Genomic DNA, 26412 nt, shown 5'->3' with positions numbered 1-26412 from the left:
GGCGGTGGCGGTGGTGAAGCCGGCGGCGGTGGGGACACCGGGACGCCGGGCAACCCCGGCAATCCTGGCGGCGACGGCCTGACCTTCCTCGATCCTCCGACGCCTCCGGGCGGCGGCGAACTTCCTGGCAATTTCGGCTTCGGCGGCACGGGCGGCGGCGGCGACTTCGGTGGCGGCGGCCCGACGGGCGGCACGGGCGGAAGCGGCGGCACGGGCGGAAGCGGCGGCGGCGGTGGCGGCGGCGGTCAGCCGACCGACCCGACCAATCCGACGACGCCCACTGATCCGACGACGCCGACGGACCCCACCAATCCGACGCCCCCGACGGGTGGCGGCGATCCGACCCCTCCGGTCAACCCGCCGACGCCTCCGACGGACAAGCCGACCTTCCCCACCGATCCGACGACCCCGACGGGCGGCGGTGGCGGTGGTGGCGGCCCGGGCTTCCTGACGCCGACCAATCCGGGCGGTGGCAGTGGCGGCGAAGATCCGCGCAACCCGCCTCCGACCGACGATCGGGACGTCACGACACCGATCCCCGAGCCGGCGACCTGGACCATGATGATCCTGGGCTTCGGCGCGATCGGCTACACGATCCGTCGCCGGCGGTTCGCCGCCAGCATCGGCTAGGACGACATGGGATAAGACGACATCGGCCCGGCGAAAGCCGGGCCGAATGCGTTCCGGGCCCCATCAGTACGGATTGTAGGCGCGCGGCGGCGGCCAGGCCGGGCGCGGCGGCGGCGCCCAGCGGTCGTCTTCCTCGTCGTCGTAATAAGGCCGCTGCGGCGCATAGGCGGCGCGCCGGCGCTGCTCCTCCTCGTAGGCCCGCTGTCTGGCCTCGGCATAGGCGCGTTCCTGGGCCGCGGCCTCAGCCCGGCGCTGGCGCTCGGCCGTTTCTTCCACCTGCCGGCGCTGGGCTTCCGCGGCGGCGGTCTGGGCCTGGACGGCGGCGAGCTGCGCATCGTTCAGCGCCTTGGCGCGGGCCTCGGCCTCGGCGCGGTCGCGCGCGGCCTGGTCGGCGGCGAGGCGTTCGCGATGGCGGGAGGCCGTCTGGGCCCCGCAGGTCTTGAGGTCGGCCAGGCCCTGTTCAGAGCCGGCGAGGGAGACGGTCAGTGGCTCCTCGGTCAGCCAGGCGACGCCGAGCGTGCCGCCCCGCTTCATGGCCGCCTCGGTTTCCTCGGACAACACCAGCTCGCCCGCGCCGTCCTCGCCGCGCAGCATCAGGTTCGAGAAGCGGGCCTTGTCGATGCGGATCGGCAGGAACGCGCGCGTCGGCAGGTCGTCCTTGAAGAACCGCAAGCTGACGATCTGGCCGTCCGAGATCAGGCTGACCGGCGTCACCGCGCCAGAGCGCGCGACCAGTTCGAGGTCGACGCGGCATCCGGTGTCGGTGGGGTTGACGACCCAGGCGAGGGAGGAAGAGGGGCGGGCGGCGGCGGCCTGCACCGGCCCGGAAAGGAGCGCAGCAGCCACTGCGCCCCCGATGATCGCTCTGATCACGACGGCTCCTGACTGACACGCGTCGACAAGATACGGCTGTTGGTCGCATGCCGCTAGGGGGCCGGCTGTCGCGGGTGCTAGGTTCTGTGCAGGACAATGGGGAGGAGCGCAGCATGGCGCGCAAGTGGATGATGGCGGCTGCGGCGGCCCTGGCTCTGGCGACCTCGGGGGCGCAGGCGGCGACCCCCGCGAACATCGCGGCGGCGCTCGCCGACAAGGGACGGCCCGAGAGCGAAGTGGCGCGTGACGCGGCCCGCAAGCCGGGCGAGCTGCTGGCCTATGCGGGCGTGAAGCCCGGGGACAAGGTGGTCGACCTGGTCATGGGCGGCGGCTACTTCACCCGCCTGCTGTCGGTGGCGGTGGGGCCGAAGGGCGAGGTCAGCGCCTACCAGCCCTCCGAGTTCATCCAGTTCCAGGCCAAGTACGGCGAGGACCAGAAGAAGGTCGCCTCGGCCTATTCCAACGTGAAGCCGCTGACGTCGTCGTTCGGCGAGCTGGACCTGCCGGATGGCGTGGACCTCGTCCTGACCGTCCAGAACTACCACGACCTGCACCTGACGCCGTTCCCCAAGGATACGGCGGCCAAGGTGAACGCCGAGGTGTTCAAGTCGCTGAAGCCGGGCGGCGTCTATCTGGTCGTCGACCACGTGGCGCCGGCCGGCTCGGGCCTCGAGCCGCCGATGAAGATCCACCGGATCGACCCGGCGATCGTGCGCCAGGAGGTCGAGGCGGCCGGCTTCAAGCTGGAGAGCCAGAGCGACCTCTTGAAGGACGCGGCCGACCCGCACACCGCCAACGTCTTCGACCCGGCGATCCGTGGGAAGACCGACCAGTTCGTCATGAAGTTCCGCAAGCCGAAGTAGGCCTGCGGCCAAGCCTGCGACAGTATGTCTGGGGCGCTATTCCTCAAAGTTTACGCTGCGTTGGGCGTGCGGGGTGACATGCTCCGCACGCATGGTTCCCCCGTCCGACGACCGTAGCGAAGGCCAGGCGGCGCTGCGCCGCCTGATCGGCCTGGGCGCCACGCTGGTGGCGTTGGTGGTGGTGGGCGCGGTGACGCTCCTGGCCGGTGGATCGCAGGCGCTGGACGACCTGCAGGTGCGGCAGGACCGTGCGCGGGTGGAAAGCGCGATCGAGCGTTCACGGCAGCGGCTGGTCAGCGACCTGACGACTGTCACCGTCTGGGACCAAGCCTACCGCGAGCTGAAGCCGGGCGGCAGCCTGAAGTGGGCCGACGACGAGGTCGGCAGCTACTTCGCGAACAACCGGGGTCGCGACTGGACGATCGTCGTCGATGGCCGGGACCGGCCCTTCTATGCCTGGGTCGGCGCGGATCGGGCGGATCCGGCAGGGCAAGGCCGATACCTGGAGGCGGCGCGCGCGCTGATCGCGCAAGCCCGCGCGGTGGAGCGGCAGAGAGGCGCAAAGGCCCCAGCGGTCGCGCCGACCAATCCATCGCTGGCCGAGACCGCCGCCGGCGTGCTGCGCATCGACGGGACCTACTACATCGTCGCCGCTTCGACCGTGACGCCGGAGAACGCCGCGACGCGCCGGGCCCCCGGGCCTTCCGTGCTGATCGTGTCGGCGGAACGGATGGACGGCGAGTTGACCGGCACGCTGCGCCAGTTCGGGCTGAAGGACGTGCGACTGGCGCCTGCGGTCCCGGGGCCGGCCGCGGTGGTGCTGCGCGATCCCACCGGCAAGATCATCGGCGAACTTGCCTGGACCCTGCAGCGGCCCGGGCTGAAGGTCCTGGCCGAGGCGGCGCCCGTGCTCGCCTGCGTGCTGCTGGCCCTCGGGGCGGTGATGGCCGCGCTGGGCTGGCAGATCGCGCGCGTCGTGCGACGCCTCTCCGCGCACGAGCGGGCGCTGACCGAGGCCATGGGCGAACTGGCGGAGGCGCGCGACCGGGCCGAGGCGGCCAACGTCGCCAAGAGCCGGTTCCTCGCCAACATGAGCCACGAGATCCGCACGCCGCTGAACGGAGTGCTGGGCATGGCCCAGGTGCTGGCGCGGAGCGATCTCAAGCCCGCCGACCGCGAGAAGGTGGGGGTCATCCAGAAGTCGGGCGAGGGGCTGCTCAGCCTGCTGAACGACATCCTGGACCTGTCGAAGGTCGAGGCGGGCCGCATTGAGCTGGACGCCCAGCCCTTCGACCTCGACGCGCTGGTGGACGGCGCGACCCGGGGCTTCGCGATGCTGGCCGCGCAGAAGGGCGTGGACATGCATGTCGAGATCGAGCCCGCCGCGCGCGGGGTCTGGATGGGCGACGGCAGCCGGGTCCGGCAGGTGCTGGCGAACCTCACGTCCAACGCCGTCAAGTTCACGTCGGAGGGCGAGGTGCGCGTGCGCGTCCGGCGCACCGGCGACGGGCTGGAGTTCACGGTCGCGGACACCGGCCTCGGCATTGCACCGGAGCTGCTGCCGCGGCTGTTCCACCCGTTCACCCAGGTGGACGCCACGACGACGCGGCGGTTCGGCGGCACGGGCCTGGGGTTGGCGATCGCGCGGGAACTGGTCGAGCTGATGCATGGCCGGATCACCGTCAGCAGCGAGGCGGGGCGCGGCTCGGCCTTCGCGTTCTCGCTTGCGCTGGAGTGGCTGAGGGCGGCGGACGCGACCGAGGACCAGGGGGTCCTGGACGACCTTGCCCAACCCGGCCTGCGCATCCTGGCGGCGGAGGACAATTCGACGAACCAGTTGCTGCTGGCGGCGATGCTGGAGCCGCTGGGCGTCGACCTGACGCTCGCCGCGGACGGCCGCGAGGCGGTGGACGCCTTTGCCGCCGGGCATTTCGACCTGGTGCTGATGGACGTGCAGATGCCGACGATGAACGGCATCGACGCCGGCCGCGAGATCCGGGCGATCGAGGCGCGGCGGGGCGGGCCGCGGACCCCGATCCTGGCCGTCTCCGCCAACGTGATGGACCACCAGGTGAAGGACTACCTCGCCGCCGGCATGGACGGCTTCGTGGCCAAGCCGATCGAGCTTGCCGCCCTGCTGTCCAGCATCGAAGCGGTGCTCGAGCCCGAACCCGGTCGCGAGGCCTGCGCGCTGGCCGACGCCTGAACGACGTCTTGCCGGGCCGCACGCCCGGTATGACTATGGCGCATGTTCGACTGGAACGACGTGAAGGCGTTGCTGGCGGTGGCGCGCGGTGGCTCGACCGCCGCGGCGGCCCGTGAGCTGGGCGTCAACCAGACCACCGTCGCCCGGCGGCTGGAGGCGCTGGAGCGCGACCTCGACACCCGTCTCGTCGAGCGCCACCAGGCGGGCGCCAACCTGACCGAGGCGGGGCTGTCGCTGGTGGCGGACGCCGAAGCGATGGAGCGGGCCGCGCTCGCCATGCGGCAGAAGCTCGAAGCCCACCGGCGCGGCGTCGCCGGCACGGTGCGCGTGACGCTGAGCGAGATGCTGGCCATCACGGTGGTTACGCCGATGCTGCCCGAGTTCCGCGAGCTGTACCCCGACCTGGTGCTGGAGCTGATGGTCACCGACGACATGCTCGACCTGGAAGCCGGGGAGGCCGATGTGGCGTTCCGCGGCGCCCAGGCCCTGCCGAACTCGAACCTGGTCGCGCGCAAGGTCTCGACGGTGGACTGGGCGCTCTACTGCAGCCGCGACTACGCCAACCGCATGGGCCTGCCGGCGACGCCCGCAGACCTGCAAGGGCATGTGATCATCGGCGGGGCCGACGAGCCGCAGACCATTCCGGGCCTGGCGGCCGTCCTGCGGGAAACCCAGGGCGTGGAGCCGACCCTGAAGTCCTCCAGCGTGACCAACATGTGGGCCTCGGTGCGCGCCGGCCTGGGGATCGGGCCGATGGTCTGCCTGATGGCGGACACCGAGCCCGACCTCGTCCAGGTGTTCCCGCCGCAGCCCGAGAGCGTGGCCCACACCTGGATCGTGACGCGGCCCGAGCTGAAGGACTCGCCGCGCGTGCGGGCGTTCATCGACTTCTTCGCCCCACGCTTCCAGGCGATCGCGCGCGAATACGAGGAACGCGGACGGGCCACGCGCGAGGCGCGGCTCAAGGCGCCTTGAGCTTGCGGTCGAAGAACTCGACCATCTGCTGAGCCCGGTGCATGCGGTTCATCGGCGTCCAGCCGCCGCGGTGGCGCAGGCCCGGATAGACCATCGTCTCGAACGGCTTGCCCTGGGCCTGGAGGGCGAAGAGCACGCGGGTCGAGTGGTCGAAGGTGACGTTGTCGTCGGCCATCCCGTGGACCAGCAGCAGCGAGCCGGGCTTCAGCCGGCCGAGGCGGTTCACGACCTCCGACTTCGCATAGCCCTCGGCGTTGTCCTGCGGCGTGCCCATGAAGCGCTCGGTGTAGTGGGTGTCGTAGAGCTTCCAGTCGGTGACCGGAGCGCCGGCGACGCCGGCCTTGAACGGGCTGTCCGGGGCGGTGAGCATCAGCAGGGTCATGTAGCCGCCGTAAGACCAGCCGCTGACGCCGATGCGGTGGCCGTCCACGTAGGGCAGGGACTGGAGATACTTCGCCCCGGCGATCTGGTCGTCCACCTCGAGCTGGCCCATGCGGCGGTCGATGGCGGTCTTGAAGCTGGTCGCGCGGTGAGGCGTGCCGCGATTGTCGAGGCGGAAGAGGATGTAGCCCGCGTCCAGCAGGATCTGGTCCTCGGGGGTGTGCCAGTTGGCGCCAACGCGGGCGCTGCCCGGGCCGCCGTACACCTGGACGATCACCGGATATTTCTTCGAGGCGTCGAAGCCGGGCGGGGTGCGCAGCGACCACCAGAGGTCGCTGCCGTCGGCGGCCTTGATCGTGCCGAACGCCGGCTCGCGCAGGCGGTCGGCGTAGGGCCAGAACGGGTGGCCCGGCTTCAGCGCATTCTCCTCGATCCAGCGGACGCGGGTTCCGTCAGCGCGATAGAGCGCGGTCTGCGGCGGGGTCTTGGGATCCTCGTACGTCCCGGCGAAGGCGCCGCCCTTGTCGGCGACGGTGACGGTCCAGGTCCCACCGGCGGGCGTCAGGGCCTTGGGCTCGCCCGGCTTGGCGTAGGAGACCGAATAGATCCGGCGCTCGATCGGCTTGTCCTTGAAGGCGGAGAAGATGACGCGCTTCGTCGCCTCGTCGACGCCTTCGACCTGATCCACCGGCCAGTCGCCGCGCGTGACCTGGCGGATCACCTTGCCGTCGGCGGCGTGGAGGTAGAGGTGGCGGAAGCCCGACGTCTCGGACGACCACAGGAAGGTCCCGTCCTTCAGCGGCTTGAAGTCGTCGGTCAGGTCGACCCAGTGCGGGCTGGTCTCGGTGAGGATCACCTTGCCCTGGCCGGTCTTGGGATCGACCGCCAGCAGGTCGAGCCGGCGCTGGTCGCGGCTCTCGCGCTGGACGTAGAGGGTCTTGCCGTCCTTCGACCAGTCGACACGGCCCAGGTAGATGTCGGCGTCGGGACCGAGGTCGACCTTGACGCGCGCCCCGCCATCAAGGGGCTGGACGTAGAGATCGACCTTCGCGTTGGGCCGGCCCGGCCGCGGGTAGCGCTGGGGCACGACGCGGGCCCCGGTGGCGTTCACCTCGGGGCGATCCACGATGTCGACGCCGGTCTGGTCTACGAAGGCGAGGGCGATGGCCTTGTCGTCGGGGCTCCACCAGTAGCCGGTGTGGCGGTCCATCTCCTCCTGGGCGATGAACTCGGCCGTGCCCCAGCTCTTCAGCTCGCTGCCGCCCGTGGTGAGCGCCCGTTCGGCGCCGCCGGCGGCCGGCATGACGTAGAGGTTGTCGTCGCGGACGTAGGAAACGAAGCCGCCCTTCGGCGAGATCTTGGCGTCGATCTCGTCGCCGTCGGTGCGCGTGAGCTGGCGGGCCTGGCCGGCGGCGACGTCGTAGACCCAGACGTCGCCCTCGACGGGCGCGAGGATCAGCTTGCCGAGTTGGTCCCACGCGTAGTCGACGACGCCGCGGGTGGCGACGCCGGCGCGCTCGCGCCGCGCCTTCTCGGCCTCGGACAGCTCGCGCTCGGCGGGGGCCAGCTTCTTGCCGTCGAGCAGCAGGCGCGGCTCGCCGCCCGCCACGTCGGCGATCCACAGGTCGGTGACCGTGAGGTCGTCGGCGCGGGTCTTGATGTAGGTCACCGACCGGCCGTCGGGCGAGAGCCGCACGCCCTTGGCGCGGGGGCCGGAGATGTCCGGGCTTTCGAAGATCCGCTGGGGAGGAAGGGTCTCGGCCATCACGGGCGCAGCGACGAGCAGGGCCGCGAGGGCGGCGGGTGCGAGTTTCATGGGCGTGTTGAACAGGGTTGCGGCCGGGTTGGCAATGCGCCCCCTCTGTTGCCACCGCGGGGGCGCCGCCGGCGAACGCCGCCCTGGGGGCGCGCGAAGGCCAGTGAGGCCCCCCCTCCGTCGCCTGCGGCGACACCTTTCCCGGCGGGGGAGGAACTTGAATCGCCGGGGCGTCTGTGCGACCTCCCGCCCATGAGCGAAGAGACCCCTCCGGCCCTGCCCGACCGCCTGTCGGTGAACCCCGACAGCCCCTACTACGACGCCGCCGTGCTGGAGCGGAACGTGGGGGTGCGCTTCAAGGGCCAGGACAAGACCAACGTCGAGGAATACTGCGTCAGCGAGGGCTGGGTGCGCCTGGCCGTCGGCAATTCCAAGGACCGCCACGGCAACCCGCTGACCATGAAGCTGCAGGGCCCGGTCGAGCCCTACTACCGCGAGGGCTGACGCGCGGGGACGACGTGTCGCCGGCGCCACACGGCGCGTCACATCGACGAAACGGGACGACAGGTGTTGCGCGGGCGTGATCGCCCAGCGCGCCCTTGGATGTCTCGCGACGTGTCACAATTCCGTTTTGTTTCAACGCGATGTCGGGACGGCAACGCGACCTGACGCCCCGTGGGCGGCCGATGTGTGAGCCGCATTCATGGGACCCCTGAGCCGATCTCCTTAAGCCGCACCGCGCGGCCTTCCTATCCACGCCCCAGGCAGCGGCCGGGGGCGGCGCGCGGACGCACGCGTCCCATCCAGGTCCCGAGCCCTGCGCAGGCACGTTCGCCGCGAACGCCCCGGGGGGCAGGCGGCCATGGAGGACTGGATTTGGAATTGCTCTCGACCCGCCGGCGTCTGCTGGCCTCTTCGATCATCTGCAGCCTGGCCGTCGCGGGGTGGGCCGACATCGCCGCGGCGCAGACCGGCGGCGATGCGGCCGAAGTCGGCGAGATCGTCGTCACCGGCTCGCGCATCCGCCGCGACACGTTCAACGCCCCGCAGCCGCTGTCGGTGGTGACGGCCGAGGCGATCCGCGAGTCGGGCAACACCTCGATCGGCGACATCCTGCTGGAGCAGCCGAACATCAACCCGGCCACCAACAGCCAGAACAGCTCGGGCACCCTCTTCCTGGCCGGCCAGACGCGCGCCGACATCCGCGGCATCGGCCCGACCCGGACCCTGGTGCTCATGGATGGGCGGCGCCTGCCGTTCTCGGACGCCAGCTCGCCGGCGGTGGACCTGAACACGATCCCGTCGCTGATGGTCGAGCGGATCGAAACGATCGCGGGCGGAGCCTCGGCGGTCTACGGCTCGGAGGCCATCTCGGGCGTCGTCAACTTCATCATGAAGAAGGAGCAGGACGGGCTGGAACTGGACGTCCAGGCCGGCATCGCCGAGGAGGGCGACGGCGAGGAATTCCGCTCGGGCTTCAACTGGGGCTCGAAGTTCATGGACGGCCGGCTGAACGTCCTGATCGGCGGCGAGTACGCCAAGCAGGACAAGGTCATGCAGAAGGACCGCGACTGGGCCTATCCGGGCCTCCGCCGCGACACCACCAAGACGCCGCAGACCATCATCCCGAACTCGCGGTCGAACAACTCGCCGTATGCGGTGTTCCAACTGACGGGCGGCGCACTGGGGACCGCGCGCTCCGTGGCCCTGGACGTGCGCGATCCGACCAAGGTGGTGCGCCTTTCAGCGGCCTGTTCGACGCCCACCGTGCAGCCCGACTGCCAGGACGAGGCGCTGAACTATTCCACCGTCTACAACGCCCTGCAGGGCAAGAGCGACCGGGCCGTGCTGCGGACCTACGTCGATTACAGGATCACCGAAAACTGGAAGACCTTCCTGGACGCCACCTACGTGAAGGCCGGCGGCTACGGCGTCTTCGTGCCGGCGTTCTCGTCGGCTCCGGGCGGCGGCACGATGCCGGTGGTACTGCGCGGGGACAACGCGTTCCTGAACGGCGCGGGCGCGACGGCCGCGGCGCTGCGGGCGGAGTGGGCGGCGGCCGGAAAGCCGTTCACCCAGGCCTCCACCGCCCAGGTCGGCAAGATTTGGCAGGAGTTCGGTGGGCGCGACGTGAAGACCGAGCGCGAGCAGGCGCGGGTGGCCGGCGGCTTCGAGGGCAAGTTCCAGACCTTCGGCCGCGACGTGAACGTGGACGGCTACGCGCAGTATTCGGAACTGAGCGGCACGACCATCTCGTACAACGTGCCCAACGTCGCGCGGGTGCAGCAGGCGACCGACGCGGTGGTGGTGAACGGCAGGGTGGTCTGCCGCAGCGCGGCGGCGCAGGCCGCCGGCTGCGTGCCCTGGGACCTGGTGAACGGCCCCAGCCGCGAGGCGATCCTGTGGAGCAACGCCACCTCGGCCACCGACCAGAAGGTGAAGCAGACCGTCGCGGGCCTGAATTTCGCGACCAATCTCTTCGACCTGCCAGCGGGCCCGGTGGGCATCGCCTTCGGCGCCGAGTACCGCAAGGAGGAGAGCCGGTTCGTCCAGGACGCGCTGGGGGCCTCCGGCGCGCTGTTCTTCAACGCCATCGGCACGCGGGCCGGCGAATACAATGTGAAGGACGCCTACGGCGAGGTCCGGATCCCCATCCTGCGCGGTGTCCCGTTCGCCGAGGAGCTGTCGGTGGAACTGGCCGGCCGGGTGTCGGACTATTCGACCATCGGCGGCGCAGACCAGTATCGCCTCCATGTGGAATGGGCGCCGGTCAAGGACGTCCGCTTCCGGCTGACCGAGGCCACCGCGGTGCGTGCGCCGAACATCGTGGAGCTGTTCTCGCCGCAGAGCCGCAACTTCACGACCGCCGCCATCGACCCCTGCGACAAGGACGTGTTCCGCACGGCCTCGGCGGCGCAGCAGGCGGCGCGGCGGGCGACCTGCGCGGCGGCGATCCCAGGCTGGAATCCGGCCACCTTCGTGTCGAACTTCGGCACGGGCCGCTCGTCGCTGCCCCTCCTGCAGGGCGGCAATCCGAACCTCGAACCGGAACGGGCGCACACCTACGAGTACGGCGTCGTGATCCAGCCCCGCTGGCTGCCGGGCTTCCAGGCCTCGGCGGATTTCTTCAAGTACAACATCACCGACCAGGTCGGCACGATCGCCATCAACACGCTGCTGCAGAACCTCTGCTACGACAGCGCCACGGCCTATGGGTCGAACCCGTTCTGCACCCAGATCCAGCGCGATCCCACGGGGACAAACGGCGGCGCCGTGCCGGGCGGGGTCGTGCAGGTCACGCTGATCAACCAGAACGTCTCGAGCGTGAAGGTCGAGGGCTGGGACTACTCCATGTCGTACGGGTTCCACACCGAGGACGTGTTCGGCCAGGACTTCGGCGACCTCTCGCTGCGGGTCGACGCCACCTGGATGTACCGCTTCGCCGTGCAGGGCCTGCCGGGCCAGCCGTATGTCCAGGCCGCCAACACGATGAACAACGGCACGCCGGAGTGGAAGGGCAACGCCTCGGCGCGGTGGAGCTACGACCGCTTCTCGTTCACGTGGAGCACCCTGTACGTGGGCTCGATGATCTCCAACAGCGCGTTCACGCCGGGGGCCATCACCCGCTACAAGACCGGCGACTACTTCCGCCACGATGCGCGGGTGACCTGGCGGGTCAACGAGCAGACGACGGTGCGGGCCGGGGTGGTCAACCTCTTCGACCGCCATCCGCCGGCGATCCCGGACAACAGCATCTACACCGGGACCGCGACGGGCTCGTCGCAGTACGACAACCGCGGCCGCTTCTTCTTCGTCGGCGCGGGGATGAACTTCTAGGACGGCGAGGCGGGGCGGACCGTGCACGGTCCGCCCCGGGTGGCGCAGATCATTCCTCGTCGTCGCGGGGCAGGGGCTCGACCTTCAGCGAGGTGACGCGGGCGCCCTTGCGGGCTTCGACGCGGAAGCGGTGGCCGTGGAAGGTGTAGGTCTGGCCGACCTCGGGAATGGCCTGCGCCTCGTGGATCAGCAGGCCCGCCACCGTCACGGCTTCGTCGTCGGGCAGGTACCAGTTCATGGCGCGGTTGAGTTCGCGGATCGTCACCCGGCCCTCGACGATCACCCCCCCCCCTTCGGCCGGCTTGATGCCGGCGGCGACCACGTCGTGCTCGTCCTCGATCTCTCCGACGATCTCCTCGAGGATGTCCTCGAGCGTCACCAGACCCTGGAGGCCACCGTACTCGTCGACCACCAGCGCGAAGTGGTTCTGGCGCTTGAGGAAGGCCGCCAACTGGTCCTTGAGCGACGTCGTCTCGGGGATGAACCACGGCTCGCGCAGGATCGCCTCGATGTCGACGGCGTCGATCTTGCCGTCCGCGTCGGCGATGGCGCGCAGCAGGTCCTTCGCGTGCAGGACGCCGACCACGTTCTCCGGGTCGTCGCGATAGATGGGCACGCGGCTGTGCTGGCTGGCCAGGATCTCGGCGACGATCTCGCGCGGGGTCATCCCGCCGTCCACGGTCTCCATCGAGCGGCGATGGACCATGACCTCGGAGACGTCCATCTCGCCGAGGTCGAGCACACCGCCCAGCATGTAGCGGTCCCGCGTCTCCACGAGGCCTTCGGAGTGGTGGTATTCCACCGCGCCGCGGATCTCCTCGTGGGCGGCCAGTACGTCGGTTCCGGCGTCCAGCTTGATGCCGAAGGGGCGGAGCGTCAGGCGCACGATCCACTGCGCGCCGTCGGCCAGCGGGCCGAACAGCTTGACCGTCCAGTAGGTCGGGATCGACAGGCCGCGGGCCACGTCATCGGCGCGGGCGATGGCCAGCGTCTTGGGCAGGATTTCGGAGAACACCACCACCAGCACCGTCATGACGACTGTGGCGATCAGGGCGCCGAGCGGGCCGGGGAACGCGGCGGAGAGCACGCTGGTGGTCAGCGCCGACGCGCCGATGTTGATGACGTTGTTGCCCAGCAGGATTGCGCCGATCATCGTCTCCTGGTTCGACAGGAGCCGGTTGATGCGCCGGGCGGCGGGGTCGCCCTCGCGTTCGAGCTGGTGCAGGCGCCCGCGGCTGGCGGCCGTCATCGAGGTCTCGGACGCCGAGAGCAGCGCCGAGAGGGTCAGCAGGACCAGCAGCGACGGGGCGAGCGTGGCGATGAGGGCGAAGATCATGGGCGCGCGCCCTCGGCCACCAGGAAGTCGCGCACGGCGCCGGCGTCCACGTCCTTGGCGACGAAGGCCTCGCCCAGGGCGCGCGCCAGGATGAAGGTGAGGCGGCCGCCCTCCGCCTTCTTGTCCTGGCCCATGTGGGCGACGAGCCGGCCGGCGTCGAATGGATGGCCGGCCACGTCCTGCAAGGTGGTGGGCAGTCCCGAGGCCGCGATGGCGCGGGTGGCGCGAACGGCGTCCTGGCCCGAGACGAGGCCCTGGCCGGCCGAAAAGCGGAACGCCAGCGCCATGCCGGCGCCCACCGCTTCGCCGTGCAACAGCGCGTCGCCATAGCCGGTCTCCGACTCCAACGCGTGGCCGAAGGTGTGGCCGAGGTTGAGCAGGGCCCGGCGGCCTTGTTCCTTCTCGTCCTCGGCGACGATTTCGGCCTTCATCTCGATAGAGCGCGCGACGGCATGAGCCAGCGCTTCGGGTTCGCGCGCCAGCACGGCGGCGGCGTTGGCCTCCAGCCACTCGAAGAACCCGCGGTCGCCCAGGAGGCCGTACTTGATGATCTCGGCGTAGCCGGCGCGCATCTCGCGGTCGGGCAGGGTGGAGAGCACCGAGAGGTCGGCCAGGACCAGCTTCGGCTGGTGGAAGGCGCCGATCAGGTTCTTGCCACGGGGCGTGTCGATCGCGGTCTTGCCGCCCACGGAGCTGTCGACCTGGGCCAGCAACGTCGTCGGGATCTGCACGAAGTCGATGCCGCGCTTGTAGATCGCGGCCGCGAAGCCGGCGAGATCGCCCACCACGCCGCCGCCGAAGGCGGTGACGATGTCGCCCCGGTCCAACTCCAGCGCCAGCAGGCGGTCGCAGACGTCCGCCAGGCCCTCGAAGCTCTTGGTCTGTTCGCCAGGCGGAACGATCACCGGCAGGGCCCGGACGCCGGCGGCTTCCAGGGCGGCGGTCAGGCGTTCGCCATGCAGGCGCCAGACGGTCTCGTCGCTGACCACGGCGGTGCGGCCACGCTTGAGGAACGGCGCGACGAGGCGGCCGGCGGCGTCCAGCAGGCCATCGCCCACCACCACCTCATAGGCGCGCTCGCCCAGGCCGACAGGAACGGAACGGCTCATTCGCAGGGTTCGCCCAGATATTCGGACATGGCCTTGATCACCTGGCCCACGGTGACGTGATGGGCGGTGTCGCCGGTCTCCACCACGATGTCGGCCTCGGCGTAGATCGGATAGCGCGCCTCGGCCTGGGCCTTCAGGACGTCCATCGGATCCTTGCCGGTGAGGAGCGGGCGGCTGTCCTTGCGGCCGACGCGCCGCGCCAGGACGTCGAGGTCGGCCTTCAGCCAGACGGAGATGGCGTGCTCCTTGATCAGGGCCCGGGTCTCCGGGTTCATGAAGGCGCCGCCGCCGGTGGCCAGGACGTGGGGCGGGCCTTCCAGCAGGCGGCCGATCACCCGGCGCTCGCCGTCGCGGAAGGCGGGCTCGCCCAATTCGGCGAAGATCTCGGGAATGGTGCGGCCGGCGGCGGCCTCGACCTCGGCGTCGGCGTCGCGAAACGGCAGGCCCAGGGCATTGGCCAGCCGGCGGCCCACGCTGGACTTGCCGACGCCCATGAGGCCCACAAGCGCGATGGTGCGGCGGCGAAGCGGTTCGTAACGATCCATCTGACGGCGCAGCCTTTACACGACCCTGCCCCCTCGCGCCAATCGGCCGCCGTGGGTTAAGGTGCCGGCCATGTCTCGCATTGTCCTTCTTTCGAGCCTCCTGGTCCTGGCGGCGGCGCCTGTTCATGCGCAGGAGGCGGCCGGGCCGGGCGCGACGCAGCTGCCGCCAGCGGCCCCGACGACGAGCTCACCGGCGACCCCGGTCCTCACGCCCGCGCCGCCCCCGCCTCAGGTGCAGGTGTCGCAACTGGCCGCGCCGGACGCGTTCTCCACGCCGGGACGCGACACCGGCCTGCCGGCCGACCTTTGGAAGGGGACGCCGGTGGAGACGGCGCGCGCGGTGCTGCCGCTGCTGGCGTCGAAGCCGCTCTCGCCGGCGGCGGCCCATCTTGCGCGGCGCGTGCTGGCGACAGGCGCGCGCGGACCGGACGGCTCGGCCAACGACGAGGCGCTGGCCGGGGCGCGCGCCAACGCATTGATCGCGCTGGGCGACGTGGCGGCCGCATCACGGATCCTCGACCGCGCCCCGGGCCTCGACCGCAACGCCGGCCTGTCGCAGGCTGCCGCCGAGACCGCGCTGCTGGCCGGGGAAAACGCCCGCGCCTGTTCCATCGCCCAGGGCCTGTCGGCGGGCCGGGGCGAGGCCTATTGGCTGCGCCTGCGGGCCTTCTGCCAGGCCGAGGCCGGCCAGACCGCCCAGGCGCAGCTCACCTTCGACCTGGCGCAGGCGCAGGCGCGGGACGCCGTCTACGGGCGGCTGATGGCCGCGAAGCTGGGCGCCGGGGCGCCGGGCGCGGCGTCGCTGCGCAATGGCCTGGACCTGGCGCTGTCGAAGAGCCTGAACCTGGACCTGTCAGCCGCGAAGCCAGGGCCGGCCGTCGCCGCGGCCATGTCGGGCGCAGAGCCGCCGACCCCCACCTTCGACCTCAGTCTCATCGACGCCCAGCTCGGCGGGCTGGGGCAGTCGGTCGTCGCGGGCCTGCCGCCGGAGGGCGGCGTCTCGGCGCTGATCGCGGCGGCCGCGGACTCCGCCGATCCGAAGACCCGACCGCGCCTGCAGGCCGCCGCGGTGCTGCTGGCGGCGCTGGCCAACGACCTGCCGGGGGTGGACAGAGCGCGGATTTCGACGCTGGCGGTCCCGGAAGGCAAGGCGCCCGCCGGCCGCAACCTCGCCCTGGAAGCGGCGGCCGACAGCCGACGGGTGGGAGAGGCGGCCCTGCTGGCGCTGTGGACGTGCGCCGAAGCCGGAGCCGGCGGGCCCGCGGTCGGCGATCGCGCGCGGATCGTCCGTACGCTGATCCGGGCCGGTCTGGCCGACGATGCGCGGCTGTTCGTGCTCGAGGGGCTGGCGGGCCTGAAATGAGCGCGAAGGGCGCCGACTGGGCCGAGGCGTTCCTGGAGATGATGGCGGTCGAGCGGGCGGCCGCGCGCAACACGCTGTCGGCCTACGCCCGCGATCTGACCGACGCCGGCGGTTTCCTGGCGGGCCGGGGTCGAGGCCTGGCTGATGCGACCGCCGAGGACGTGGAGGCCTACTTCGCCGCGCTGGGCGCGCGGGGGCTGTCGCCGGCCACGGCGGCGCGGCGGCGCGCGGCGGTGCGCCAGTTCTACCGCTTCGTGCTGGGCGAGAGCTGGCGCGACGACGATCCCTCGCGCCGCGTCGAGGCGCCGAAGAAGGGCCGACCCCTGCCGAAGGTGCTGAGCCGGGAGGAAATGGACCGGCTGATCGCCGCCGCCTCGGCCCGCGACGGCGTACAGGGGCTACGCTTCGGCTGCATGGTGGAACTGGCCTATGCGTCGGGACTGCGCATCTCGGAACTGACCGCCCTGCCGCTGGCGGCGCTGCAGCGCGACCCCGCCTACCTGATCGTCAAGGGCAAGGGCGGGAAGGAGCGACTGGCCCCCTTGAACGACACCGCGCGGGCGGCGGTGAAGGCCTATCTGGCCGCGCGGCCGCAGTTCCTGCCGAAGGGCGACAAGGCCAATCCGTGGCTGTTCCCATCCCGCGGCAAGGCCGGGCGGCTGACGCCCCGCCGGTTCGCCCAGGTGCTGGACGAGGCGGCGGCGGACGCCGGCATCGACCCCGAGCGGGTGAGCCCGCACGTCCTGCGCCACGCCTTCGCGACGCATCTGCTGGAGGGCGGGGCCGATCTTCGGGTGGTGCAGAAGCTGCTGGGCCATGCCGACATCGCCACCACGCAGATCTACACGCACGTGGCCTCGGACCGGCTGCGGGAGGTCGTGGAGACCAAGCACCCGCTGGCGCGGAAGAAGTCCTGACGCCGACCATCCCTCCCCTTCAGGGGAGGGTGGCTGGAGCGCAGCGACAGTCGGGTGGGGATTCAAGACCGGGCTGGCCTGGCCATTCGCTCCCCACCCTGGCCGCTGGGCGACCTCAGACGTTACCCAGTGATCCGGTAACGGCCGTCGCCGTCGGGGCAGACGCGGACGTAGCGAATGTCGCGGCCGTAAGCGTCGACAGGCGCGGGAGCCAGGCGGCAGCGCTGACGCTCGTAGTAGCTGTAGTCGTAGGCCGAGGCGTAGCGGTTGCGGCCTTCGCGATAGGCCACCGTGTCGTCGTACGAGAAGTACGGGCCGCGGCTGTCGCACTTGTAGCTGCGATTTTGGCTGGCGTTGCCGATCGAGCCGCCGATCACCGCGCCGGCCACGCCGCCGAGGACAGCGCCCTCGGTGCGCGCGCCGCGAGAAGCGACCTGCGAGCCCAGCACCGCGCCGGCGAGGGCGCCGATGACGCCGCCAGCCACCGTGTTGCCGCTGCCGCTGCTTCCGTTGCAGGGCACGGTGGTGGCCGAGGTGTTGCGGCCGTAGTAGCCGGCGTAGGGCGGCGCCTCATAGCTGGTCCAGTAGGTCTGATCCCAGACAGGGCGCGGATACATGCGCGCATAGGCGCCGTAGCCGTAGCGGCGATCGTAGATCACCTGGGCGCGGTTCCACTCCGCCAGGCGCCGCTCGTACTCGCGGCGAGCCTCGCGGTAGTTCCGGCGGGTCTCGCGATAGTCGTCGCGCCGGGCTTCGTACTGGGCGCGCTGGTCTTCGTACTGGGACCGCTGCGCGTCATAGACTTCCTGCTGACGCTGATACTCTGGCGTCGGCCGGTACTGCTGGGCGGCGGCCGGGAGGGCGGTGGCGAGCGCCAGCGCCGAGGCCATGCTGATCTTGAAAAGGCTCTTCATCTTTTGGCTCCTCGTCACCTCGATCCCGCCAAACGACTCCTGAGGCTTGAGCGTTCCGTGGGTCCGGAACCGCAAGCGGCGCTGGCGGCTTGTGAGCGGGACGGTTCAGCCCTACTTTCCGCCGCTTCCGGGGCGGCAGCCTCTTTCGGAACGGACGCCTGATGGCCGCGCACTACCTCGAGTTCGAGCGACCCATCGCCGACCTCGAAGCCAAGATCGAGGAGCTCTCCAAGCTCTCGGAGACCGCCGGCGGCGGGGTGGACGAGGAGATCGAGTCCCTGCGCGCCCGGGCCCAGGAACTTCGCCGCGAGGCCTATTCCAACCTCGATGCGTGGCAGAAGACCCAGGTGGCCCGTCATCCGGACCGGCCGCATTTCGTGGACTACGTCGCCGCGCTGATCGACGAGTTCCAGGAGCTGCGCGGCGACCGCAAGTTCGCCGACGACCAGGCGATCATGGGCGGCATCGGTCGATTCCGCGGCCGGCCGGTGGTGGTCATGGGCCACGAGAAGGGCCGCGACACCGTCACGCGGGTGAAGCACAACTTCGGTTACGCGCGACCGGAAGGCTACCGCAAGGCCGTGCGGCTGTTCGAATTGGCCGAGCGGTTCAAGCTGCCGGTGATCAGCTTCGTTGATACGCCGGCGGCCTATCCCGGCATGGCGTCGGAGGAGCGCGGCGTGGCGGAAGCGATCGCCCGCTCCACCGAGAAGGCGCTGATGCTGGAAGCGCCGATGGTTGCCGTTGTGACCGGCGAGGGCGGCTCGGGTGGCGCGCTGGGGATCGCCTGCGGCAGCCGCGTGCTGATCCTGGAACACGCGATCTATTCGGTGATCCCGCCCGAAGGCGCGAACTCGATCCTGTGGCGCGGGGCCCGCACCCCGGGCGAGGCGGCCAAGGCGATGAAGATCACCGCCCAGGACCTGGTGAAGCTGAAGATCGTCGACCGGATCATCCCCGAGCCGGCGGGTGGCGCCCACTCCGACCCCGAAGCGGCCATGCAGGCCGTCGGCGACGCGGTCGAGGAGGAGTTGAAGGGCCTGGAAGGGCTTTCGGTCGAGGAGCTGAAGGCCCGGCGCGCCGAGCGCTTCTACGCCATCGGGCGCAGCGGGATTCAGTAGGGCCGAGCGCCGCCCTTGCTTGACGCTGGGTAGGCGCGTTCAACTGTCCTCCAAACAATCGTTTGGGAGGACGCCAGATGGCGCTGAAGACCCGGTTCACCGAGACCTTCGGGATCGAACACCCGATCGTGCAGGGCGGGATGCAATGGGTGGGCCGCGCCGAGCTGGTCGCGGCGGTCGCCAATGGTGGCGGCCTGGGGTTCATCACCGCCCTGACCCAGCCGACGCCCGACGACCTGCGCCGTGAGATCGAGCGCTGCCAGAAGCTGACCGACAAGCCGTTCGGCGTGAACCTGACCATCCTGCCGGCCATCACCCCGCCGCCCTACGCCGAGTACCGGCAGGCGATCATCGACTCGGGCGTGAAGATCGTCGAGACGGCCGGCTACAAGCCGCAGGAGCACGTCGACCACTTCAAGGCCCACGGCATCAAGGTGATCCACAAGTGCACGGCGGTCCGCCACGCGCTGTCGGCCGAGCGGATGGGCGTGGACGCCATCTCGATCGATGGCCTGGAATGCGCCGGCCATCCGGGCGAGGACGACGTGGGCGGCCTGATCCTGATCCCGGCCGCGGCCGACAAGGTGAAGATCCCGATGATCGCCTCGGGCGGCTTCGGCGACGCGCGCGGCCTGGTGGCGGCGCTGGCGCTGGGGGCCGAGGGCGTGAACATGGGCACGCGGTTCATGTGCACCGTCGAGAGCCCGATCCATCAGAAGGTGAAGGAGCAGATCGTCGCCAACGACGAGCGCCAGACGAACCTGATCTTCCGCACGATGCACAACACGGCCCGCGTTGCGAAGAACGCGGTGTCGGACGAGGTGGTGCGGATCGAGCGGGCGGGCGGCGCGACGTTCGACGACGTGAAGGACCTGGTGGCCGGCGCCCGGGGGCGGGTGGTCTACGAGGCCGGAGATCCCGACTACGGCATCTGGTCGGCGGGCCAGGTCCAGGGCCTGATCCACGACATCCCCACCTGCGGCGACCTGATCGCCCGCATCGTGCGCGAAGCCGAGGAGATCATCACGGGCCGGCTGGCCGGGGCGGTGGTGAGCCGCAAGCTGCAGCCGGCGGAATAGCCGCCCTTCCACAGCGCTGAAAACAAGAGAGCCGCCGGGTCGCCCCGGCGGCTCTTTCGTTGACTCTCCTCGGAGGCGGGCCGGATCCCGAAGGACCCGGCCATCCCGACTTAGAAGTTCAGGTTCGCGCCGACGAAGAAGTAACGGCCGCGGTTGTCGTATTGCGACGAGCCGGTGCCCGTGCCGGTGAAGATTTCCGGCTGATAGGGCGGCTGCTTGTCGAAGACGTTGATCACGCCCGCGCGGAACGTGATGTCGTCGTTGTAGCGGTACGTCGCGCGGAAATCGTGACGGAAGTAGTCGCCCGTCTTGTACGGATCCAGCACGCCGGCCTGCTGCACCTGGCTGATGATCATCGAGCCGATGTAGGCGGTGCTCCAGCCCAGCGAGATCTTGTCGTACGACCAGCGGGCGCTGAAGTTGCCCTTCCACTCCGGCGTCGCGTTCGTGATCGTGTTCGCGAACTGGGTGTAGGCCTGGTTCGGCAGGCCTTGCTGCGCGAACTGGTACATCCAGGTGGCGTCAAGGCGCAGGGCGATATCGCCGTAGTCCTTGCCGAACACGTCTTCCGTGTGGAAGCCGTACGAGACCGAGTAGTCGTAGCCTTCGACCTTGGTGCTGGCCACGTTCTGGTTGACCAGGATGGCCTGGATCACGCCACCGACGACGGCGCCGCCGTTGGTCCCGGTCGCGTCACGCTGGATCTGCGCGCAGAACGGGTTCGAAGCGTAGGGCTGCGAAGCGTCGTCGTAGCAGAGCGAGCCGAACAGGGTGTTGATCGGGATCGTGCTGACCGAGTCGGTGATGTTGTACTTGAAGTAGTCCACCGACATCGACAGGCCAGGCACCCAGCGGGGCTGGATGACCACGCCGTACTGGTAGGTGTGGGCCTTTTCCGGACCGAGGTCCGGGTTGCCGCCTTGCAGCAGCGCCAGCGACGAGCGGCCCGTGCCGATGTTCGAAACGAACGTCAGCGGGTTGTAGCCCGGGATGGCGGCCGCGCAGGTGACGCGGCGGGCGGCCTGCTGGGCCGCGCTGGCGCCACGGAACACGTCCTTGTCGCAGGGGTCGATCGCCGCGGTGGTGAAGTTGCGGCTCTGCGGGGCGTACAGCTCGACGATGTTCGGCGCGCGCACGGCCGTCGCTTCGGTGGCCCGGAAGCGGATGTCCTTGATCGGCGCCCATTCGACGTTCAGGCGGTACTGGTCGGTGCCGTGGATCGTCGAGTAGTCCGACGCGCGGCCGGCCAGTTCCACGCTCAGCTCTTCGGCGAACGGCACATCCTTCAGGATCGGGATGCGGATTTCGCCGTAGATTTCCTTGGTGGTGTACTCACCGCCGCGGGTGCCGATGGCGTTGAAGAACAGCGCGCCCGAGGCGCCCAGGGCGTCCTGGACGAACAGGCTTTCTTCCTTGCGGTACTCGGCGCCGAACGCGATGCCCACCGGGCCGGCCGGCAGGTTGAACAGCTCGGTCGCGAAGTTCAGGCCGGCGACGGTCTGCTTCACGGTCTGGTCGGTAGCCGAGATGGCGTTGGTCCAAAGGATGGCTTCGCGGCTCGCGCCGTTGACCAGGTCCCACGGAACGCAGCCGGCCGCGCGGGCGGCGACGTCGCGGCAGACCACCTGGCCGTTGACGACCACGGCGTCCGTCGCTTGCTGCACGCGCGCGACGTTCGGCACGTTGTACGAGGTCGTGGTGCCGTCCAGTTGCGAGTACTGCACGTAGCCGTCGACGTTCACGTCGCGGCTGAAGGTCTGGAACTTGCCGTTGAAGCCACCGGCGACGCGGACCTGCTCGCGCTCGGTCTTCACGTCACGACCGCCGAACTCCTGCCAGAACTTGCCGACCTGAGCGGTGGAGGTGTTGGTGAAGGTCTTGCCCGCCGCGGTCCATTCGGCGCGCAGTTGCTGGGCCGTCGTGCCGCCGCCGTTCAGGAAGGCGTTGTCGCCGCGCAGGACGACCGGCATCGTGCCGCCGCCCAGGGCCGACGAGAAGGCCGGCTGGAAGATGCCGTAGCCGCCGGCCTTCACGTAGCTGGCGTCGAGGAAGACGTTCCAGTGCTCGGTCACGTCGTACTGCACATAGGTGCGCAGGACGGCGCGGTTGCTCTTGCCTTGCAGCGCGTTGTAGGCCGGGCCCGAGTAGAACAGCGACGGGTCCTGGCAGTCCGGCTGGACCGTGGCGGTCGAGCAGGCGGCCGAAAGGCGGACGATCGACAGGCCGTTGTCGCGGACGTCGCGGGTCACGGCGCGAGCGGTGCCCAGGGCGCCGCCGATCAGTTGGAAGGTCGCGTAGGGCGAGGTGTTGGCGCGCGAGGCCGGGATGATCGGCTGCGGCGTCAGGCGCGTGTCGCGGCGGATGCCGGGATCCATGCCGTCGCGGTCGCGCTGCATGATCTTGTCCTGGTTGGCGTATTCACCACCGATCAGGACCGACAGCTTGTTGTCGAAGAACTTCTTGCCCCAGTTGAAGCCGTAACGGCCTTCTTCGCCGTCACCGCGCTCGCTGATGCCGCCCTGCAGGTCCAGCTCGAGGCCGTCCTGTTCCTTCTTCATGATGAAGTTGACGACGCCGGCGATGGCTTCCGAACCGTAGACGGCCGACACGCCGCCGGCGATCGTCTCGATCCGCTCGACCATCAGCGAGGGGATGGTGTTCAGGTCGACGGCCGGCGAGCTGGCGTCCGAGAACGGCAGGCGGCGGTTGTCCATCAGGACCAGGGTGCGCGTCGGGCCGAGGCCACGGATGTCGGCGCGGGTCTGGCCGGCGAGGAACAGGGTGCCCGAGCTGTTCTGCCCGTTGGTCGCCGGGTTGATGATCGGCTGGTCCAGCAGGATCTCGCCGATCGAGGTGTTGCCCGACTCGCGGATGGCTTCGGCGCTGACGACCGAGAGCGGCTGGGGCGAGGTGAAGGTGTCGCGGCGGATGCGCGAACCGGTGACGACGATTTCGCCCACGTCGACGCCTTCACCGGCGGTCTGAGCTTGGGCAAAGGTCGGCGCAGCGAGCAGGCTGGCCGAGGCGGCTGAGACGAGCAGCGCGCTTCGAAGCTTGGTGTTCATTTCGACTTTCATTCTTACGGCCCCCCGGCCTGGGAACGGGTTTGCAAGCACGCCGGACGGCGCCGGCGCCTGGTCCCCCTCAAGCGCAACGGTCCCCCTGGCGCCGGCGCGGAAACGTCGACGATGGGGCACTCTGCACCTGACGGTGAGCGCGATAGCTGTCATGCACGCGACACGTGAGCAACGAAAAGCCGCCACAGTCGCGACGAGCGGTCTGTGAACGTTACAGATTTTCCATGATGTGCGGCGAATGCGCCACACATTCGCCGCATGGAGGCAAACTATCCCCCATCATTCAGAAACATAGCTGTCACGATGATTCCGCCGGGCGGCGGATCAGGCGAGGCGTCGGACGGCGTCCAGGATCTCGTCGACCGCGGCCTCGGTGGTCGCCCACGAGCACATGAAGCGCACCGAGCCGTCCAGGAACCGGTAGACGAACCAGCCCGCCGCGTGCAGCGCGGAGAGGCGCGCGTCGTCCATCTCGACGAAGACCGCGTTCGCCTCGACCGGGTGGACGACCCGGAAGGGCATGCCGGCCGCGAGCTTGCGGGCCATGGCGTTGGCGTGGGCGGCGTGGCGCACGAGGGCGCCGTCGCTCAGCATGCCGATGAAGGGCGCGGCGTAGAACCGGCCCTTGGACGGCAACTGGCCCGCCTGTTTCAGGCGCGCGTCGAAGCGGCGGGCGACGGCGCGGTCGAAGATCACCACGGCCTCGGTGGGCGGCATGCCCGCCTTGGTGCCGCCGACCACGAGGATGTCCACGCCCAGTCCAGGGATGGCCTTGAGGTCGAAGCCCGCGGCCGCCGCATTGGCCAGGCGCGCGCCGTCGAGGTGGACGCCGTAACCCTTGGCCTTCACCGGCGCGGTCAGCGCCGCCAACTCCGCCGCCGTGTAGACCGTGCCGTATTCGGTGGCGTTGGTGACCGACAGCGCCGCCGGCGACTGGCGGTGGGAGAGGTCGGGCGCGGCGAGAGGCGCGGCGAGGGCGGCGGGGTCGATCTTGCCGGAGGCCCCGGGCAGTCCGATGAGGCCGACGCCCTGGCCGAAGAAGCCCGGGGCGCCCGTCTCGTCGGTGCAGATGTGGGCGTGCCGGTGCGCGAGAACGGCCTCGAACGGCCGCGCCAGCGCCGCCAGCGAGACCGCGTTGGCCGCCGTGCCGGACGCCACGAACCGAACCTCGGCGTCGGCGTCCACCAGCGCGCGCACCAGGTCGGCCGCCTGGGCGCTGACCTTGTCCGTCCCGTACCCGGAGGCGAAGCCGGTGTTGGCCGCCAGGATCGCCTGGATGGCCTCGGGAGCCGCGGGCGCGGTGTTGTCGGACGCGAAGTCGTAGCGGGCCATGGCGGGGCTTCTTACGGCTTTCGCGCTAGTCGGCAAGGCGGTGCGATCGTCCTCTCCTCACCCGTAGGGGGAGCGGGACCATGCGCAGCATGGTGGAGGGGGACATGCTGGAGGCGCCGAGCTTGGGGCGTTCCCCCTCCACCGCGTTCCGCGGTCCCCCTTCCCCTGCGGGTGAGGAGAGATGTTGTATGGGAACAAAAGAAGAACGATGATGCGGCTGTGGAAGCGCCCCAAGGCCACCATTGCGCGGGCCAGATCCCTCCGCCGACGCATGACGCCGCCTGAAGCGCGCTTGAGGGTGGCGCTGCGACGCAAGCTGCACGGCCTTCGCTTTCGCCGGCAGCATCCGATCGGGCCGTTTGTCCTCGACTTCTATTGTGACAGTGCGAGGCTTGCAGTGGAGGTCGATGGCCAGCAGCACTGGCTCGGAGGCGCGCAGCTCCGCGACATCGAACGCGACGAATGGCTAGGCTTGCGTGGCATCCGCGTCCTTCGGCTTTCAGCGAGCCTCGTTTTCGAGGACCTCGACGCCGCAATCCGCACGATCCTGCATGCCGCTGGAGAACCCGCCTAGCCGTACTCACGTCCCCAGGCCCGCACCTCGTCCACGAACAGGTCCGGCTCCTCCATGGCGGCGAAGTGGCCGCCGCTCGGCATGTCGGTCCAGCGGACGATGTTGTAGGCGCGCTCGGCGAAGCTGCGGGGCGGGGCCGAGTAAAGCGGCTCGCCGGGGAAGTTGGCGAAGGCCGTGGGGGTCTCCACCCGCTCGCCGGGGGCGAAGGCGACGCCGCCTTCCTCGACGAGTCCGCGATAGTACCAGGCGCCCGAGGTGAAGCTGCCGGTCATGACGTAGATCATGATGTTCGTGAGCAGGCGGTCCTTGGGATAGGCCTGGTCCATCGACTTCGTGCGCAGGTCGGACCAGTCGTGGAAACGCTCGGCGATCCAGGCGGCCTGACCCACCGGGTTGCCCGCGCCCATCCAGGCGATGGACTGCGGCTTTGAGACCTGCAGGCGGAAATAGGCGCCCATCATCTCCATGGCGGCCGCCTGCTTCTGGGCCCAGGCGACCTCGGCTTCGTTCTCGGGGCCGCCGTGCGGCCGGAAGCCCAGCATGTTGAGGTGGATGGCCCGCGCGTTGGCGCCGTGCTCGCGGCCGAGCCACGAGGTGACCATCGCGCCCCAGTCGCCGCCCTGCGCGAGGTAGCTGTCATAGCCGAGGACCTGGGTCATCAGGGTGTTGAACAGTCGCGCCGTGGTGCGCTGTCCGATCGGGCGCGACGGCTTCGACGAGAATCCGAACCCGGGCAGGGACGGGACCACCAGGTCGAAGGCGTCGGAAGCCTGGCCGCCGAAGCGGGACGGGAAGGCGAGCTTCTCGATCGCCTGCCAGAACTCGTAGTGCGAGCCCGGCCAGCCGTGGGTGACCAGCAGCGGGCGCTTGCCGCCCGCCTCCCCGACCACGTGCAGGAAGTGGATGTCGAAGTCCTCGACCTTCGCGGTGAACTGCGGGAACCGGTTGAGATCGGCCACGGCCGCGCGCCAGTCGTAGGCGTCGGTCCAGTGCGCGCAGAGCGCCTTGAGATAGCCGGCGTCGCAGCCGTAGGCCCAGCCGTCGGCGACCTCGGGCGCCGGCGGCCACGGGTAGCCGCGCACCTGGTCGAGCACGCGGCCGACCTCGGCTTCGGTCCAGGTCACTTCGAAGGGTTCGATGTTCGCCACGCGCGCCTCCCGCTGTTTGGAGGAAACTCGCAGGTTTCCGTGCGGGGCGGTCAAGCGCCTCAGGCGCCCGGCTTCAGGCCCTTGGCGAGGGTGGCGCTGAGCTGGTGGTGGAGGTCCTTGGCCGCGCCGGGCGGCAGCTTGCCAGCCATCTCCAGCACCACGACCCCGTGGGTGGCGGCCCAGAACATGGCGCCGATCTGCTCGGGATCGCCAGCCATCTCGCCGGCCTCCACCTGGTCCTTGACCCAGGCGCTCATGGTCTCGTGGGCGCGACGCCCGGCCTCGACCAGGTCGGGATGATCGTCGCCGATGGGCTGGTTGAGGTCGAACATCAGCTTGTAGGTGTGCGGGTGCTCGAAGGCGAAGCGGACGTAGG

The 26412-nt window shown here is 70.2% G+C and carries 21 protein-coding genes; 11 read left to right on the top strand and 10 right to left on the bottom strand.

Annotated features, from left to right (window positions below):
* Positions 1-630: PEPxxWA-CTERM sorting domain-containing protein (locus tag Q0L11_RS16365; RefSeq protein ID WP_296598636.1), on the top strand; the 630-nt coding region annotated here is incomplete at its 5' end.
* A gap of 63 nt (positions 631-693) precedes the next feature.
* On the opposite strand, the gene Q0L11_RS16360 is transcribed toward Q0L11_RS16365, so the two are convergent.
* Positions 694-1503 carry a hypothetical protein gene (locus tag Q0L11_RS16360; protein WP_296598635.1) on the bottom strand — a complete coding sequence of 270 codons (810 nt, stop codon included), beginning with the start codon at positions 1501-1503 and terminating at the stop codon, positions 694-696.
* 113 nt (positions 1504-1616) lie between these two features.
* Here Q0L11_RS16360 and Q0L11_RS16355 point away from each other — a divergent pair, with 113 nt between their 5' ends.
* The 3 genes from Q0L11_RS16355 (at position 1617) to Q0L11_RS16345 (ending at position 5547) form a co-directional block, all read left to right on the top strand.
* Positions 1617-2366 carry a class I SAM-dependent methyltransferase gene (locus Q0L11_RS16355; RefSeq protein ID WP_296598634.1) on the top strand — a complete coding sequence of 250 codons (750 nt, stop codon included), beginning with the start codon at positions 1617-1619 and terminating at the stop codon, positions 2364-2366.
* 91 nt (positions 2367-2457) lie between these two features.
* Positions 2458-4572 carry an ATP-binding protein gene (locus tag Q0L11_RS16350; RefSeq protein WP_296598633.1) on the top strand — a complete coding sequence of 705 codons (2115 nt, stop codon included), beginning with the start codon at positions 2458-2460 and terminating at the stop codon, positions 4570-4572.
* Between the two features lie 42 nt (positions 4573-4614).
* Positions 4615-5547 carry a LysR family transcriptional regulator gene (locus Q0L11_RS16345; RefSeq protein ID WP_296598632.1) on the top strand — a complete coding sequence of 311 codons (933 nt, stop codon included), beginning with the start codon at positions 4615-4617 and terminating at the stop codon, positions 5545-5547.
* Here the strand turns inward: Q0L11_RS16345 and Q0L11_RS16340 are convergent.
* Positions 5534-7744 carry a S9 family peptidase gene (locus Q0L11_RS16340; RefSeq protein WP_296598631.1) on the bottom strand — a complete coding sequence of 737 codons (2211 nt, stop codon included), beginning with the start codon at positions 7742-7744 and terminating at the stop codon, positions 5534-5536. The two genes, Q0L11_RS16345 and Q0L11_RS16340, sit on opposite strands and share 14 nt — an antisense overlap.
* Positions 7745-7936: 192 nt before the next feature.
* Here Q0L11_RS16340 and Q0L11_RS16335 point away from each other — a divergent pair, with 192 nt between their 5' ends.
* Together Q0L11_RS16335 and Q0L11_RS16330 are read left to right on the top strand one after the other, a co-directional pair.
* Positions 7937-8188 (top strand): DUF3297 family protein, encoded by a 252-nt coding sequence (locus Q0L11_RS16335; protein ID WP_296598630.1) that lies wholly within the window; start codon positions 7937-7939, stop codon positions 8186-8188.
* 378 nt (positions 8189-8566) lie between these two features.
* Positions 8567-11521, top strand: a complete 2955-nt coding sequence (locus Q0L11_RS16330) for a TonB-dependent siderophore receptor (RefSeq protein ID WP_296598629.1) — start codon at positions 8567-8569, stop codon at positions 11519-11521.
* Between the two features lie 49 nt (positions 11522-11570).
* On the opposite strand, the gene Q0L11_RS16325 is transcribed toward Q0L11_RS16330, so the two are convergent.
* From Q0L11_RS16325 to Q0L11_RS16315, 3 genes are read right to left on the bottom strand one after another with little or no spacing between them, the layout of a single operon-like run.
* Positions 11571-12857, bottom strand: a complete 1287-nt coding sequence (locus Q0L11_RS16325; RefSeq protein WP_296598628.1) for an HlyC/CorC family transporter — start codon at positions 12855-12857, stop codon at positions 11571-11573.
* Positions 12854-13966, bottom strand: a complete 1113-nt coding sequence (aroB, locus tag Q0L11_RS16320; protein ID WP_296598627.1) for a 3-dehydroquinate synthase — start codon at positions 13964-13966, stop codon at positions 12854-12856. The genes Q0L11_RS16325 and aroB overlap by 4 nt, the downstream gene beginning before the upstream one ends.
* Positions 13963-14511, bottom strand: a complete 549-nt coding sequence (locus Q0L11_RS16315) for a shikimate kinase (RefSeq protein ID WP_296598626.1) — start codon at positions 14509-14511, stop codon at positions 13963-13965. The genes aroB and Q0L11_RS16315 overlap by 4 nt, the downstream gene beginning before the upstream one ends.
* A gap of 70 nt (positions 14512-14581) precedes the next feature.
* Between Q0L11_RS16315 and Q0L11_RS16310 the strand changes: the two genes are divergently transcribed.
* Positions 14582-15874 carry a hypothetical protein gene (locus Q0L11_RS16310; protein WP_296598625.1) on the top strand — a complete coding sequence of 431 codons (1293 nt, stop codon included), beginning with the start codon at positions 14582-14584 and terminating at the stop codon, positions 15872-15874.
* Positions 15871-16791 carry a site-specific tyrosine recombinase XerD gene (locus Q0L11_RS16305; RefSeq protein ID WP_296598623.1) on the top strand — a complete coding sequence of 307 codons (921 nt, stop codon included), beginning with the start codon at positions 15871-15873 and terminating at the stop codon, positions 16789-16791. The genes Q0L11_RS16310 and Q0L11_RS16305 overlap by 4 nt, the downstream gene beginning before the upstream one ends.
* A 122-nt stretch (positions 16792-16913) precedes the next feature.
* Here the strand turns inward: Q0L11_RS16305 and Q0L11_RS16300 are convergent, their stop codons facing one another.
* Complete coding sequence (locus tag Q0L11_RS16300; RefSeq protein WP_296598622.1) at positions 16914-17705, bottom strand: glycine zipper 2TM domain-containing protein; 792 nt, start codon at positions 17703-17705, stop codon at positions 16914-16916.
* A 161-nt stretch (positions 17706-17866) separates the two neighbouring features.
* Between Q0L11_RS16300 and Q0L11_RS16295 the strand changes: the two genes are divergently transcribed.
* Together Q0L11_RS16295 and Q0L11_RS16290 are read left to right on the top strand one after the other, a co-directional pair.
* Positions 17867-18826 (top strand): acetyl-CoA carboxylase carboxyltransferase subunit alpha, encoded by a 960-nt coding sequence (locus Q0L11_RS16295; RefSeq protein ID WP_296598621.1) that lies wholly within the window; start codon positions 17867-17869, stop codon positions 18824-18826.
* Positions 18827-18888: 62 nt separating this feature from the next.
* Complete coding sequence (locus Q0L11_RS16290; RefSeq protein WP_367183444.1) at positions 18889-19905, top strand: NAD(P)H-dependent flavin oxidoreductase; 1017 nt, start codon at positions 18889-18891, stop codon at positions 19903-19905.
* Positions 19906-20015: 110 nt separating this feature from the next.
* On the opposite strand, the gene Q0L11_RS16285 is transcribed toward Q0L11_RS16290, so the two are convergent.
* Both Q0L11_RS16285 and Q0L11_RS16280 read right to left on the bottom strand, forming a co-directional pair.
* The gene (locus Q0L11_RS16285; RefSeq protein ID WP_296598618.1) at positions 20016-22982 is read right to left on the bottom strand and encodes a TonB-dependent siderophore receptor; all 2967 of its coding nucleotides are present in this window, start codon (positions 22980-22982) and stop codon (positions 20016-20018) included.
* A gap of 324 nt (positions 22983-23306) precedes the next feature.
* Positions 23307-24314: a beta-eliminating lyase-related protein gene (locus Q0L11_RS16280; protein ID WP_296598616.1), complete on the bottom strand. Its 1008-nt coding sequence runs from the start codon at positions 24312-24314 to the stop codon at positions 23307-23309.
* A gap of 211 nt (positions 24315-24525) precedes the next feature.
* Here Q0L11_RS16280 and Q0L11_RS16275 point away from each other — a divergent pair, with 211 nt between their 5' ends.
* The gene (locus Q0L11_RS16275) at positions 24526-24888 is read left to right on the top strand and encodes an endonuclease domain-containing protein (protein ID WP_296598614.1); all 363 of its coding nucleotides are present in this window, start codon (positions 24526-24528) and stop codon (positions 24886-24888) included.
* Here the strand turns inward: Q0L11_RS16275 and Q0L11_RS16270 are convergent.
* Positions 24885-26036, bottom strand: a complete 1152-nt coding sequence (locus tag Q0L11_RS16270; RefSeq protein ID WP_296598613.1) for an epoxide hydrolase family protein — start codon at positions 26034-26036, stop codon at positions 24885-24887. The two genes, Q0L11_RS16275 and Q0L11_RS16270, sit on opposite strands and share 4 nt — an antisense overlap.
* Positions 26037-26095: 59 nt before the next feature.
* Positions 26096-26412, bottom strand: a 317-nt coding sequence (locus tag Q0L11_RS16265; protein WP_296598611.1) for a TetR-like C-terminal domain-containing protein, incomplete at its 5' end; no start/stop codon positions are given.

Source organism: Phenylobacterium sp. (assembly GCF_024508875.1).
GTDB lineage: Bacteria > Pseudomonadota > Alphaproteobacteria > Caulobacterales > Caulobacteraceae > Phenylobacterium.
The sequence above is the reverse complement of the archived record's forward strand: the minus strand, read 5'-3'. Positions and strand labels throughout refer to the sequence as shown.

Bases quoted from the DNA above. Each gene is read 5' to 3' on its own strand.
- Q0L11_RS16325 (WP_296598628.1), bottom strand. From the start codon at position 12,857: ATGATCTTCGCCCTCATCGCCACGCTCGCCCCGTCGCTGCTGGTCCTG.
- Q0L11_RS16350 (WP_296598633.1), top strand. From the start codon at position 2,458: ATGGTTCCCCCGTCCGACGACCGTAGCGAAGGCCAGGCGGCGCTGCGC.
- Q0L11_RS16300 (WP_296598622.1), bottom strand. From the start codon at position 17,705: ATGAAGAGCCTTTTCAAGATCAGCATGGCCTCGGCGCTGGCGCTCGCC.
- Q0L11_RS16315 (WP_296598626.1), bottom strand. From the start codon at position 14,511: ATGGATCGTTACGAACCGCTTCGCCGCCGCACCATCGCGCTTGTGGGC.
- Q0L11_RS16285 (WP_296598618.1), bottom strand. From the start codon at position 22,982: ATGAAAGTCGAAATGAACACCAAGCTTCGAAGCGCGCTGCTCGTCTCA.
- Q0L11_RS16275 (WP_296598614.1), top strand. From the start codon at position 24,526: ATGCGGCTGTGGAAGCGCCCCAAGGCCACCATTGCGCGGGCCAGATCC.
- Q0L11_RS16295 (WP_296598621.1), top strand. From the start codon at position 17,867: ATGGCCGCGCACTACCTCGAGTTCGAGCGACCCATCGCCGACCTCGAA.
- Q0L11_RS16335 (WP_296598630.1), top strand. From the start codon at position 7,937: ATGAGCGAAGAGACCCCTCCGGCCCTGCCCGACCGCCTGTCGGTGAAC.
- Q0L11_RS16280 (WP_296598616.1), bottom strand. From the start codon at position 24,314: ATGGCCCGCTACGACTTCGCGTCCGACAACACCGCGCCCGCGGCTCCC.
- Q0L11_RS16345 (WP_296598632.1), top strand. From the start codon at position 4,615: ATGTTCGACTGGAACGACGTGAAGGCGTTGCTGGCGGTGGCGCGCGGT.
- Q0L11_RS16305 (WP_296598623.1), top strand. From the start codon at position 15,871: ATGAGCGCGAAGGGCGCCGACTGGGCCGAGGCGTTCCTGGAGATGATG.
- Q0L11_RS16355 (WP_296598634.1), top strand. From the start codon at position 1,617: ATGGCGCGCAAGTGGATGATGGCGGCTGCGGCGGCCCTGGCTCTGGCG.
- Q0L11_RS16340 (WP_296598631.1), bottom strand. From the start codon at position 7,744: ATGAAACTCGCACCCGCCGCCCTCGCGGCCCTGCTCGTCGCTGCGCCC.
- aroB (WP_296598627.1), bottom strand. From the start codon at position 13,966: ATGAGCCGTTCCGTTCCTGTCGGCCTGGGCGAGCGCGCCTATGAGGTG.
- Q0L11_RS16310 (WP_296598625.1), top strand. From the start codon at position 14,582: ATGTCTCGCATTGTCCTTCTTTCGAGCCTCCTGGTCCTGGCGGCGGCG.